At 58.7% G+C, this 13037-nt stretch carries 12 protein-coding genes; 3 read left to right on the forward strand and 9 right to left on the reverse strand.

Annotated elements, in window-relative coordinates:
* Positions 1-3: 3 nt before the first annotated feature.
* The 6 genes from CCGE525_RS28435 to CCGE525_RS28465 form a co-directional block, all read right to left on the reverse strand.
* Entirely contained in the window at positions 4-1275 is a 1272-nt protein-coding gene (locus CCGE525_RS28435) for an MFS transporter (RefSeq protein ID WP_120707588.1), read from the reverse strand.
* Between the two features lie 318 nt (positions 1276-1593).
* The gene (locus CCGE525_RS28440) at positions 1594-2820 is read right to left on the reverse strand and encodes a CmpA/NrtA family ABC transporter substrate-binding protein (RefSeq protein WP_120707589.1); all 1227 of its coding nucleotides are present in this window, start codon (positions 2818-2820) and stop codon (positions 1594-1596) included.
* Positions 2817-3419: an ANTAR domain-containing response regulator gene (locus CCGE525_RS28445; protein WP_120707590.1), complete on the reverse strand. Its 603-nt coding sequence runs from the start codon at positions 3417-3419 to the stop codon at positions 2817-2819. The genes CCGE525_RS28440 and CCGE525_RS28445 overlap by 4 nt, the downstream gene beginning before the upstream one ends.
* A gap of 173 nt (positions 3420-3592) precedes the next feature.
* On the reverse strand, positions 3593-4627 hold the full coding sequence (locus CCGE525_RS28450; protein WP_120707591.1) for an AraC family transcriptional regulator: 1035 nt from the start codon (positions 4625-4627) through the stop codon (positions 3593-3595).
* A gap of 56 nt (positions 4628-4683) precedes the next feature.
* A complete protein-coding gene (locus tag CCGE525_RS28455) occupies positions 4684-5514 on the reverse strand; it encodes an oxidoreductase (RefSeq protein ID WP_120707592.1) in 831 nt (276 codons plus the stop codon).
* Between the two features lie 338 nt (positions 5515-5852).
* Positions 5853-6326, reverse strand: coding sequence for a DUF2147 domain-containing protein (locus CCGE525_RS28465; protein ID WP_120707594.1), 474 nt, complete (start codon positions 6324-6326; stop codon positions 5853-5855).
* Between the two features lie 457 nt (positions 6327-6783).
* Here CCGE525_RS28465 and CCGE525_RS28470 point away from each other — a divergent pair, with 457 nt between their 5' ends.
* Entirely contained in the window at positions 6784-7554 is a 771-nt protein-coding gene (locus CCGE525_RS28470) for an alpha/beta fold hydrolase (RefSeq protein WP_120707595.1), read from the forward strand.
* 87 nt (positions 7555-7641) lie between these two features.
* Here the strand turns inward: CCGE525_RS28470 and CCGE525_RS28475 are convergent, their stop codons facing one another.
* From CCGE525_RS28475 to CCGE525_RS28485, 3 genes are all read right to left on the reverse strand, one after another.
* Positions 7642-7947: a hypothetical protein gene (locus CCGE525_RS28475; protein WP_120707596.1), complete on the reverse strand. Its 306-nt coding sequence runs from the start codon at positions 7945-7947 to the stop codon at positions 7642-7644.
* 290 nt (positions 7948-8237) lie between these two features.
* Positions 8238-10433 carry a TonB-dependent siderophore receptor gene (locus tag CCGE525_RS28480; protein ID WP_162950335.1) on the reverse strand — a complete coding sequence of 732 codons (2196 nt, stop codon included), beginning with the start codon at positions 10431-10433 and terminating at the stop codon, positions 8238-8240.
* Positions 10434-10596: 163 nt separating this feature from the next.
* Positions 10597-11481 (reverse strand): helix-turn-helix domain-containing protein, encoded by an 885-nt coding sequence (locus tag CCGE525_RS28485; RefSeq protein ID WP_120707598.1) that lies wholly within the window; start codon positions 11479-11481, stop codon positions 10597-10599.
* A gap of 260 nt (positions 11482-11741) precedes the next feature.
* Between CCGE525_RS28485 and CCGE525_RS28490 the strand changes: the two genes are divergently transcribed.
* The gene (locus CCGE525_RS28490) at positions 11742-12242 is read left to right on the forward strand and encodes a histidine kinase (protein WP_120707599.1); all 501 of its coding nucleotides are present in this window, start codon (positions 11742-11744) and stop codon (positions 12240-12242) included.
* A gap of 224 nt (positions 12243-12466) precedes the next feature.
* Entirely contained in the window at positions 12467-12943 is a 477-nt protein-coding gene (locus CCGE525_RS28495; protein WP_120707600.1) for a hypothetical protein, read from the forward strand.
* Positions 12944-13037: the final 94 nt, after the last annotated feature.

Genomic DNA, 13037 nt, shown 5'->3' on the forward strand with positions numbered 1-13037 from the left:
GAATTATTGGGCAAAAACGCTGGCGTTTGCGCTCGATGCGCTGTTGCGCTGCAATTGCCGGATGGAGAGATGCATCCATACCAGCGAGATCGTGACGATCGCGAAGAGCAGCATGAAACAGCTCGACCAAAGGCCGGTCATGTCCTTGAGCAGGCCGAAGGCGATCGGCAGGACGAAGCCGCCAAGGCCGCCCATCATGCCGACGATACCGCCAACCGCGCCGACAGCGCCGGGATAATAGGCGGGAATGTGCTTGTAGACGGCCGCCTTGCCGAGGCTCATGAAGAAGCCAAGGATGAAGATGACGACGATGAAGATAGCCGGCGTGATGCCGAAGGCTGGGCCTGCTGCCGCGGCGGCCGGCAGCGAAAGGATTAGGGTTGTGAGCGCCGACACCGCCAGCATCGTGTACATGACGCTTCGGGCGCCCTTCTTGTCGGAAACCATGCCGCCGAAGGCGCGGAAGATGCTGCCCGGGATCGAATAGGCGGCAGCGACCATGCCGGCAGTCTCGAGGTTGAAGCCGTAGACGCCGACCAGATAACGGGGCAGCCAGAGCGACAGGGCGACGAAGCCGCCGAACGCGAAGAAGTAATAGAGCGAGAAGCGCCAGACCTGCACGTTCTTCAACGGCGCGAATTCCTGCAAAAGGCTCTTGGATGCGCCGCCGCCGTTGCGACGAGCGCGGAAAGCCGGATCATCGGTCGTGGTGAACCAGAAGACGATCGCCATGGCGGCAAGCACCAGCGCCCAGATCTCGGCAACGGCCTGCCAGCCCCAGGCGAGGAGGACGAAGGGGGCTGCGAACTTGGTCACCGCGGCACCGACATTGCCGGCGCCGAAGATGCCAAGCGCCGTTCCCTGCTTCTCCGGCGGGAAGAAGGGCGAGACGTAGGCAACACCAACCGCGAATGAGCCGCCAGCAAGGCCGACACCGAGGCCGGCGATCAGCATCTGCGTATAGGTGTGGGCATAGGAGAGCAGGAAGGTCGCCAATGCGGCGGCCAGCATGGTGAGCGTGTAGACGAGACGGCCGCCATAGCGGGTGGTCCAGATGCCGAGAACGATGCGGACGATCGAACCGGTCAGGACCGGGGTGCCAACGAGCAAGCCGAACTCGGCCTCGTTCAGCCCGAGCTCCTGTTTGATACGAATGCCGATGATCGCGAAGATCGTCCAGACCGCAAAACAGATCGTGAATGCGAGTGTCGATATCCACAGTGCGCGTTGTGGTGCATCAGCAGGCAATGGCGGCGTTTGGTCAAAAGCGGGCATAGCTTCTCCGTGCGCGACAACGTCGCGCCTTCCCTCGGTTCGAATTAAAACAAAAAAGCTGCTGGTCAGGGTTCGCGCACGCTGAAAGCGTGTTCGTCAATCCTGATCAGCAGCTTTGCTTGAGACGCCCCACGTTGGACGCCAATGGGTGAGCCTTGTCGGCCTCATCAATAAGAAAGCAAGCGGCGTGCCAAATCGATGGAGGCCGGAAAGCCTTGCAATATCAACGGGAAATATGAAGAGGGTTATTGACCCAATAACGGGATGGTCAAATCTTGGGCGGCCTTTGCTGCGGTGCACATTAATCGAGCAGGGTGCTCAGTCGCCTTTTGCCGCCCTCTGCGCTTCGATATAGGCATCGATCTTATCCGGATCGAACAGGCCACCATCGAAGAAGCCATCAGGGCCGAGCGTCAGGCTGGCGCCGGTGGAACCAACAGGCGTTTCCACGCGAAGAGCGCCTTCGACCTTGGCGCTGGCGCCGGGCAGGGGCACGCCAAGCGGCTGCAATGCCGTCCGGTATATGTCCGGCCTGTAGGTGTTGCGGGCAATGGTCTCGTTGCCTTCGTCGTGGACGACCTGTCCCCAACGCACCATTTGCGTATAGAACCACAGGGCATGGCTTTTCCACGGGAAGGTTGCCGCCTTGCCGCGGGGAACGAAGAAGTCCTTGACACTCGTGATCTGGCCGCCGCCCACCTGCAGATCGCCGGAAAGCGCCGGCAATAGCCAATCGACGGGGCGGCCGATATAGGCCGGCTTGGCGAGCGTCGACGCCAAAGTTTCCCTGTTCTGCGGATCGGAGCACCAGATAGCCGAGCGGTACAAGGCGCGCAGAAGTGCGGCCATCGCGTCAGGATGATCGTCAGCCCAGCCGGCATTGGCGCCGAGCACTTTTTCCGGGCTGGATTTCCAGATCGCCGCCTTGACCGTTGCGATATGGCCTTTGCCGCTGACGACACCCGCCGTATTCCAGGGCTCACCGACACAATATCCGTCGATCTGGCCGGCACCGAGCGCATCCGGCATTTCCGGCGGTGGCAGGATGATGATCTCGATGTCGCGATCTGGATCTATGCCGCTGGCCGCAAGCCAATAGCGCAGTTCGTAATTGTGCCCGGAATGGGGATGGACGACGGCAAAACGCAGCGGGCGTCCCGGGCGGCCGACGACGACCTTATGAAGGGCTTTGCCGTTGCGACCGGCATCGAGGTCATCGCTTGCGCCGGCAGCGGCCATTTCGGTCCAAAGCGCTGACGAAACCGTCACCGCATTTCCGCCGAGACCGAGCGCCATCGGCACGATCATCTTCGGTGCAAGCGGTGTCAGCCCAAGATTGCAGGCAATCGGCATCGGAGCGAGCATATGCGCGACATTGTAACGGCTGACCGCAAGCCGGTCGCGAATATTGGCCCAGGAGACCTCTCGCACCAACCTGAGGTCGATCGCCTCGGCCTCGGCGAAACCCTTTTCCTTGGCGATGACGAGCAGCGCGCTGTCGAGGAGGGGCAGGAACCCGGCAACGATTTCGTGGTTCTGCGTCATACGTTTTCTCCCGGATCGAGCAGGCCGATCGCCGTTACCAGACTTTGCGCGATGTCGATGATCTTGCGGTTCTGGTTCATGGCCGTCTTGCGCATCAGCGCATAGGCCATTTCTTCCGAAATGCCCCGTGATTTCATCAGCAGGCCCTTGGCGCGGTCGATCACCTTGCGATTTTCGAGTTCGCCTCGGGTCTCTTCGAGTTCGCGATTAAGGCGCGCGAATGCATTGAAGCGGCTGATGGCCATTTTCAGGATCGGACGTACGCGTTCCTGCTTCAATCCGTCGACGATATAGGCAGAAACACCGGCATCGACAGCCGCTTCGATCGAGGCTTCGTCCGATCTGTCGACGAACATGGCAATCGGCCGCTTCACGGAGCGCGAGAGCTGAAACATGTTTTCGAGCATGTCTCGATTGGGATTTTCCAGATCGATGACGATCACATCCGGATTGATCTCGCTGATCCTGCGGGCGATGCCGTTGATATCATGAACGATCGTGACGTTCTCGTATCCGGCCTCGCGCAATCCGGCCTCGATGATCGACGCGCGAATGCGGTTCTCGTCTATGACCAACACGGCAAGGGTATGAGATTTCATTGTCGCATATCGCCTCTGGCCCAAGCTCACAGGCTGAAACAACGCTCAACCGCCATAGCCGCCGTCTGCTTCCTTACGATCGGTTCGCCGCAATCGCAAGGCAAGGGGATTTAAAATCCCTCGACTTCGGTCATACGGGTTCACGTCGTGGAGTGTGCCCAGTCCCATGAGCATCAATGCAGCGAATGGCTTTGCGGTGCTTCGCGCCCGTTCAACTCGCGCCACTGGAGTGGCGTCAGCCCCTCCCAATCACGAAAGGCACGGTAGAAGGAACTACGATCCTGATAGCCCAGCAGACACGCTACCTCGTCGATGTCAGTGGATGGATTGGAGAGGAGTTGCCGTCCCAGTTCCTGGCGCGCTTCCGACAGAAGCTCGCGGAACGTCTTGCCCTCGTCGGTGATGCGGCGCTGGAGCGTTCGTTCGCTCATATTGAGATCCCGGGCGATCTGCGACAGCTCGGGGCGCCCGCTTGCCAGACTTCGTTTCAGCACGACCTTGACCTGGGCGCCGACAGAACTACGCGCCTCCAGTTCACCCATGGCAGCGGCAAGCGCCGGCGTGAGGATATCCAGGAGCTCGGGGTTGTGCCCCGGAAAGGGCCGGTCAAGATCGGCGGACTTCAGGAGGAGCTTGTTGCGTGGCGCTCCATATCGGATGGGGCATCCGAAGAAGAGCCGATAGAGATCGCTCTTTGGGCCGGCACGCATGAACTCGACCCGGATAGGAGCCAGAGGCTGGCCGGTGCCACGGCGGCCGAGTTCAACCAGGAACGCAAAGGCGACATCCGTGGCGATGCCCGGTTCCGTCTCGGTCGCGTGAATCCAGTTACTCGTGATTGAGACTTCACCATTCTCCTCGCTGAAGCTCAACTGTTCGGGTGTGCAGAGCCGCTTGAAGCGCGCAACGCGATAGAGGCCGTCGCGATAATCCCTGGCATGCAAGGCCGCCAAAGTGGACGGCGGATGGATGGCTGTATCAGCTTCGCGGACCAGCCGAAGCCCGAGTGCAGGCTCCGGCGCCAGCTCTTCAAGCGCCCGGAATATCGCGAAATACTGCGCCGTCGTCACCATGCCGTTCTCGCCCAGATGCAGCGTGCCGGGAAGCCGGGCCTGACGTAGGACCGCAGACGGCGGTAAACCGATCCTCTCGACCGCACGCCAGAATGCCTGAGGAACCCTGCATTTATCCGCCGGTATTGCCGTCATCCGGGTTGGCCTTTTCGGAATGCGCATAAAGGGATGTCGAGTTGATTGCCTAAACTTTATCGCATCTGGCTCATGATAATGCGATCGAACATGCGGTCGCCAAACCACTTGCGAATCGCGATCATCGGCTTGGCGTATTTGCCGGCAACATAGCGCGTGCGTGGCCGTCTTGCGCTGACTGCCGTGGAGACGACATCCGCAATGACCTTCGGATCCGTGCCGCGGCCATGGCCATAGGTCGCCTTGGTGATCTTGGCGACGGCCTGCGAAGCCTTGGCGTAGGCTCCAGCACCCGAGCGCTTGACAAGGCCGTCGGCGACCACATCGCCGAATCCGGTCTCGATCAGGCCCGGTTCCACGATCACGACATTGATGCCGAAGGGCGCTAGTTCCAGCCGCAGGCTATCCGACCAGCCCTCGAGCGCATGCTTGGTGGCATGATACCATGCACCAAGCAATGTATAGATCTTGCCGCCCATCGACGTGATGTTGACGATGGTCCCCGATCCCCTCTGGCGCATCGCCGGCAAGAGCAGTTGGGTCAAGCGGGCCGGGCCGAACACGTTGACAGCGAACTGGTATCTTGCCTCGTCGAGCGGAATGTCCTCGACCGGCCCGTAGAGTCCAAAGCCTGCGTTGTTGACAAGGACATCGATGCCGCCGCTTTCCGCCAGAATAGTGGCGACGGCAGCCTGGATCTCGTCATCGCTGGAAATATCCATCTGCAGGGCACGGGCGCCGATTTTCTCGAGATCGCGCATCTTGTCGACGTTGCGAGCCGCCACGTAGACCCTGAAGCCGTCGCTCATGAGGCGCTTGGCAATTTCCCTGCCCATGCCGGAGGATGCGCCGGTCACAAGTGCTGTTTTCTTGCGATTGTCGATCATGTTTGCCTCTCTGTTTGTGAGATCACAGATAGGGCCCCGCCAGCGTCAGTTCATTGGCGGAACATGCCATCACTGTTGCATATCGCGCCAATCATGACATCCATAGCACCTCCAAAGTTGCCGCCCAGGAAGCAGTGCCTTGCGTAGCCGATGAGATAAACCGGCCGCGGTTCCAGTCTCATTCCGAGGAAAGCAACTCTGTTGCACTTAAAAAATTGGGCGGGTGCCGCCTCATGCAGCACCCGCCCGACGCCGAACCGCAGAGTTCCCATCGCATGCGGGGGGGCGCTGCAAATGTTGGGAGACCCGCCGGCCAGCACATGTCCGCGATAGCGGAACTATCCGCCGACGCGATGGAAAGCCCGCGTCTGTCCGAGAGCGGAGATGCCGATATAGCCGCGGAGATTCATTTTGGTGCCCTGCATGGTGATCTGGCAATTATAGGTGCGGCCCGAGGAGCCATCGTAAAGAGAGCCGTCAGTCCAGCTCCCATCATTCCAATGTAGGCCGGTGATGAAGACGACATTCTTCATTGAGCGAGAGCGCAAGGCCGGATCAGGATTTTTGGCGTCCTTCTTGAAGGTGACGTTATCCGCCTCCATCAGTTCATTGCCATGCAGCAGGCGCGCGCGGAACTCCGTTCCCGCCTTGAACATATTGAGCCTTACACTGCCATCGTCGGCCTGCCATGTGCCGACGATGGCGTCGGCTGGTGAGGCCTGCTCGGCATGAGCCGCCGGCACAACGGCCAGTCCGATCGTTGCCAATGCCAGGAATATAGCTGATCGCCTTGAGACCTTTGACACGTTCATAAGGTAAAACCTCCTGAATAAACCAATGTTGGTGCAGTCAGCGAAAGAAAGACGAGTGCCTCTGTTCCGGCGCGCCGTCTTACGCGCGACTGCGGTACAGGCCGACTTGCGTGAGCCTGGGAGTAAGTCCGTCGCTGTTTGCTGTTTCCGGACCCAACGAACGTTAATGGGCTGCCGGCGATCCGGCAGTGACCGAACACGTCAATCGGGTTGCGCAGTCCGCCAACGAGACATTTCTCAATGTTGGCGGGTCGCTTCCGGTAGGCTGCAGCCGGTGCGAGATTTCGACACAAGGCCGGAAATTTGTAAGCCAATGTATAGAGATGCCCGCTGTACACATTGGCGGACAAATTGGTCGTCCATCCCTGTCCCGCGCGGCTGGACACCCGGAGAATGGCGATAGATAGTTTGCATCGTAATAAATATCGCACAAACTATCTCATGAAAGGATTTCTCCGTGATCAAACAGATTCTGTTTCGGGCGGCTGTAGCTCTTGCGGTAACGACGGCAGGTTCATGGTCCATTGCCGCCGCTGCCGAAGTGAAGAACGTCGTCATCGTTCACGGCGCCTTTGCCGATGGTTCCGGCTGGCGCAGCGTATCCGACCTTCTGACCAAGGACGGGTACAAGGTTACGATCGTGCAGGAACCGCTCACGTCACTGGCTGACGATGTCGCGGCGACCAAGCGTGTCCTCGACCTGCAAAATGGTCCAACTGTACTGGTCGGCCATAGTTATGGCGGTATGGTTGTCAGCGATGCCGGGAATGCCACCAATGTCGCCGCGCTCGTCTATGTTGCGGCTTTTCAGCCCGACAAGGGCGAAAGCCTGGTGACCCTCGCTCAGAGCAAGCCTGTCGAGAACATGAGGAAGGACAGCGTCAAAGCAACGCCGGACGGTTTCCTCTATTTGGACCCGGAGGCGGTGCATGAAGCGTTTGCCGCCGACCTGCCACAGGCTGAGGCGAATTTCATCGCCAGGTCTCAGGTCTTTGCCTCGCAGAAGGCATTCGGCGCCGAAGCGGGTGAGCCGGCTTGGAAAAAGAAGCCGAGCTTCGCGCTTGTTGCAACGGAAGACCGGTCGATCAACCCGGACCTCGAGCGTAGCATGGCAAAGCGTGCCGGAAGCAAGACCTATGAGATTAAGGCAAGCCACGTCGTGTATTTGTCCAAGCCGAAAGACGTTGCAAAGGTGATCGAGGAGGCTGCAAAGGCCGTGTCCAAGTAAGAACTGTCGTTCGCATGTTGGCTTATCCAAGCGTAAAGGGACTATGCCCTTGCCGGCTGTCTGGTCTTTGCAACACGGCGGAGCGGGTTAGATCCCCGATCCGTCGAGCTGCTGGGCGTCGTCGCCTTCCCAGGGCGACGGCATTGAGGCGCGGCCGAGATTGGCCGAGGGCATCGGCATCCAGCATTTCAGCTCCGGCTCGGCATATTCAATGACGCGGCCGGGGGAGGAATCAGAGGCGCGCCAGCCTTCTGCGCCGAACCGATCGCCATTCGACCAGTAGGCGAGGTCAACTTCCGCCGGCCCCTGTTCGGACGGGCGGACCGTGACGAGGATCCGACTGCCGTCTTTTGGCGCGCTTGCCATGTGGCGCCACTGGTCTGGCTCGTCCATCGTTTTTCCTCCTGCGTTGCTAGGGGTTGAAGTGTCGCCTCGCCATCGAAAGCGGTCAACCCAAACTTTGCATATCCGATCCCCTTTCGATCGGCTGCGCAATCCCCTAGTTCCGCACGTGTAGGAATACGCGGTTCTCACCTTTTCTTGGCTTGGAAACACTGGTGCAGACAGCGGAACACCATAGGGTGACCACTGGCCGGGCCAAGCTTTAGGTGGAAAGAGGACTGCTATTCTGCAGTCCTCTTTCCTCTATTACTTCTGAATAAAAGTGTAGTTGTATCCTGGTGTTACCACTTCTTGCTGAGCTTGAACGTAATGGTCCGCGCCTCGCCGTAACCGCAGACGTTTTCCCCTGCGCAGCCCGCGACATAGTCCTTGTCGAAGAGGTTGGCGACGTTGAGGGACGCGCCCCAGCCCTTTTTCTCGTAGCGGATCCCGGCATCGAAGAGCGTTGCGGAAGGCACGCGCAAAGTGTTGGCCTCGTCTGCCCAGGACTTGCCCTGATAGCGCACGCCGGCGCCGATGCTGAGGCCGTCAAGTGCGTCGCTCGTAAAGGCGTAGTCGAGCCAGAGCGAAGCGGTCGAGTTCGGCACGAGGTAGGGCGAATTGCCGACGACGGAGGAATCGATGTCCTTGGTGATTTCGAGATCGGTGTAGGAGTAGGAGCCGAGCAGCTTCCAATTGTCGTCGAGATTGACCTTGCCTTCGAATTCGACGCCGCGTGAACGCACTTCGCCGATCTGGCGCTGAAGGAAAGTGACAGGGTCGGTCAGCGCCATGTTCTTGCGGTTGATCTGGAAGATCGATGCGGTGAACAGGCCATCGATGAAGTCGGGTTCGTATTTGACGCCGGCTTCATACTGCTCGCCCTTCTCGGGCGTCAGGCCGCCGCCGGTGACACTGGTGCCGATCAGAGGATTGAAGAAGGTACCGGCGCTGACATAGGGGGTGACGCCGTTGGCGAACTCGTAGGCAAGGCCCGCCCGCCCGCTCGCCGCCTTTTCATTGGTGCTATAGGTGGTGCCGACCTTCGCGTCGGAATCGATATCGACAAAGTCGTAACGGCCGTTCAGCGTCAACAGCCATCCGCCGCCGAAGCGCATCTGGTCCTGCGTATAGATGCCAAGCTGCTGCTGGGTGAGCACCTGGTTGAGGTAGACGAAGTTGGCACCCTGCGGCGCGCCATAGACCGGATTGGTGGCACTGATCGGATTGGAGCCGCAGCAGGCTTGGATCTGGTCGAGCCGGTAGATCGAATAGTCCGAGCCGATCATGAAATTATGGCTGATGGCGCCAGTATCGAATTCGTTTTGCGCGCGGGTATCGACCGAGAAGGTGTCGACCTTCGATCGTTCGAAGAAGCCGATGCGGTTGAGCATATAATCCGGATCGTCATAGGACGGATCGAGCGGATTGCCGTCCACATAACCGTTCAGATACGGACCTTCCTCACGCTTGTAGAGATGGCCGTAGCGCGCGTTTTGCGACACGGTCCAGCCGCCGTCGAGCTTATGCGAGAACTCGTAGCCAAACATCTGCTGGGCATATTTGAGGTTGTCGATGTCCGGCTCTCCATAGAAGGCCTTGCGGCTGATCTTGCCGAAAGGCGCATCGACCACGGTGCCGACATAGGGGAAGAAGCCGTTGCCGCTATGGACCTCATCGAGGCCGCTGACCATCCCGTAGACGGTGAGCTTGGTGGAGTCGTCCGGAGAGATGGTGACCTGTGGCATGATGAAGCCGCGCAGGTCATGCGTATTGTCGCTGTAGGTGTCGCCGCCGGCGACTTTGCCGGTCAGCCGGTAGCGATAGACGCCGTCAGCCGAGAGTTTGTCGGAAAAATCGAAGCCCAGGAAGGCGTTGCCGAGATTGTTGATGCCGATCTCGGTGTAATAGTACGGATCGTCGGTCGGCTCCTTGCGTACCATGTTGACAAGACCGCCGGGATTGGCGCCGCCATAGATCACCGAGGAAGGTCCCTTCAGCACTTCCACGCGCTCGAGCATGAAGGGATCGATCTGGAAACCGCCGAAACCATAGCTGTAGAGCGTCAGCCCGTTCATGAAAACGCCGGTCTGCGTGGCGTCGAAGCCGCGAATATAAAACCAGTCGGTATCGCCGTCATTGCCGAAGGGCTGCGTGGTGACGCCCGGCGTGTAGCGCAATGCTTCATCGACCTTGTTGGTGATGCCGCGATCGTTCATTTCCTGCCGGCCGATGACGGAGACCGATTGCGGCACCTCGGTGATCGGCATATCCGCCTTGGAACCGGTCGTCGTCTTCTTGGCAACATAGCCTTTGACCGGTGCCGTGCCGCTCGTTTCGCCGTTATCCTGACCTGATTGGACGACCAGCGGCTTCAGTTCCGTTGGATTCTCCTGCGCCACCGCCTGCGAGCCCAGCGCCATTGTCGCGACGGCAACACCTGCCGCCAATACCCGTTTCATCGATACGCCTTTAGTCAATCCCTGCATTTCCGTCATCAGCCCTAACTTGGCGACACCCAGATCAACCCAGGTGGCCGTTCCTCAAAATAAGCTGAGCAATTAACTCATATTTAAGCGGACGGCTTGTCTCGGAATCGGGGAATTGAACGTTTTTGGGCAATTCTCCACAGTGCCGGCAATTGCCCGCAGGGTGTGGCTTTTAGGCAATCTGGCTTCGTTTCCAGTTTGCCGGAGTGATGCCGACATTCTTGCGGAAGACGCGGGTGAAATGCGCCTGATCGGCAAAGCCGGTCTCGACGGCGATATTGGTGAGCGGCGTGTCGCCTTTCAGCAGTAACTGCTTGGCTCGCTCAAGCCGAGCCTTGGTCTGCCACTGGTGTGGCGGCAGGCCGGTCGACGCCTTGAAGGCGTGGCTGAAATGCGATTGCGACAGCCCCGTCAGCGACGCCAGCTCTTCCAAGCGAATGTTCCGAAGGCAATTTTCCTCGATGTAGCCGACAGCGCGGCGCAGTTGCCAGGAGGCCAGCTCACTACGCCTACGCGGCTGCGATCCCCGAAGCTGCAGCACATTGATCAGCAGCGAAAGTGTCAAGCCGTCGCCATAAAGATCATGCAGGGGTTCCGGATTCTCACATTCGGCAGCGATCAATTCGGCCAGCGCCATCAGCCGCGGGTCGGAGAAATGCAGGCGTGGACTGTCGAGGCGGGTCTGGTCGAGATCCTCCATCAGGCGCTGGCCGATGACCTCTGCGTCGAAATGAATATCGAGATGGCGCACGAAATCGATTCCGTCGAGATCGGCCCAGAGCTCCATTCCCGCAGGTATGTAGGAAATCCTTTCATGCTCCAACTCCTGCTGCCGGCTTTGGAGCCGCGGCGAGAGCCTGACGCTGCTCGTGCCGGAGCCGCGCTGATCGAGCAGTATGAAGAGCCTCGGATCGTCGGCGACATAGTACCCGCCGGCACGGGCTGCACAATTGACGTTCCAGACGTCGGCAACGATGCCATTCCACCGGCGTCGGTGAACGCCGCCAATGACCGAAAAACCGCCGATCCTGTTCTGCATCCTTGGCTGAAACGTCATCGCCAGCTTCCGGCTCCGTTTTGATATAATCCTTCGTAATAAACTCAAGTTAATATATCAGCGAAACCCTTGTGGCAATGCGGCAAACTCCCGAAGGCGGTAGCGCAGCGACCTTCCAAGAACGCCCCAATTTTGAGCCCCGCCACGGGCCGTCTTTGCCTAGTCTTCGCAATAGGTTGCCGGTACTTCTGCGAGCGGAGTGTGAATCCCACGCCTGCCGCTGACAAAGCGGCATACAATCGACGTTGATAGGACCCCTCATGAAAATAAAGCTTCTCATTGCCGCGGTTTTCGCAGCAACTTTTCCGCTTCTCGCTCACGGCGAAACCCTGCAGTTCCCGAGCGAGGAACCGATTGCCGAAGTCTCGATTCCCCATAGCTGGGGGCCTAAGGAAACGGAAACCGGCGTCGATGCAACCTCGCCCGACTCCGCAATCTATTTCTCCATCGACATCGCCAGCGACAAGTCGATTGATAAAACCCTCGACGACGTCATCGACTTTCTAATGAAAAACGGCGTCGAAATCGACGATAAGTCCAAGCATGAATTTCCGGATTCCGTACTCAACGGCATGAAGATGGCGCACCTCGAATGGGATGGCAAAGACAAGGACGGCCCGGTCGACGTCGAACTCGGTTTGCTCCAGCCATCCGAGCACAAGCTTCTGATCGTCACCTATTGGGGTTCGAAGGACACTCAGGACAAGCATGACGAAGCGGTGCAGAATATTATGAATTCGCTTAAGCCGATCAACGATTGAGCCTTCATTTGCGGAGAACAGCAAAGGCAGCCGCTTATAATGTTGCCTTTGCTTTTTGCGATTACCTTATCAAGGCGCGGATGGCCGCCGATGAACAGATGCTCGTCCTGCTCAGCTCTCCGAAGATGACAAATGGCGTGCTGCAGAGCCAACCCGGCAGCGTTTCAGGTCGCTGTCAGAAGGCGCCTATAAATTACAGGCGATAACCAGGTAGATCGGTGAAGATGGCGCACTGGATCGTCGACAGCTATGAGATGAAAACGATTATCCTCGGACCGGATATGCGGACCATCTTCGTCGTCGATGGCGCTTTGCCGGAAGAGAGCGCGGTATTCCCGAACTGGGCGAACGAACAGGTTATCATTGCGCAGGTGATGGTCGCCTATGTTGAAGGAAAGGCGTACCGCCTTGATATGGTTCAGGGCTATTTCGAGGATCTGAACGAAGCCGGCAGGCTGAAACATAATTCGCAGCTGAATCTGTTTCACACAATCGCCAGGCAGTTTTTCTCGACGATGCCTGGGAGAGGCCCACGATCGATAGCGCTCGGCGAGACGCTGGGACAAACGATGTGGCACTGCAGCCCGAGGGAGAACACAGCGACTTATGAGCGGCTGCAAGGCTATTTCATAGACGGCCGAAACGATCCTTTTATCGAGCAACTTCATCCTTACGAGGCCATACATCCAACATTTCATTGACGTGTCGGAAAATGCAGAAACCTGCGCGCCGAGGATGACACGCGCGTTGCGATAGCTTGCTCCTTCGAACACCGCTGGAATTCGCGCTGTCCCA

Origin of the sequence: Rhizobium jaguaris (assembly GCF_003627755.1) — a bacterium.
GTDB classification, from domain to species: Bacteria; Pseudomonadota; Alphaproteobacteria; order Rhizobiales; family Rhizobiaceae; genus Rhizobium; species Rhizobium jaguaris.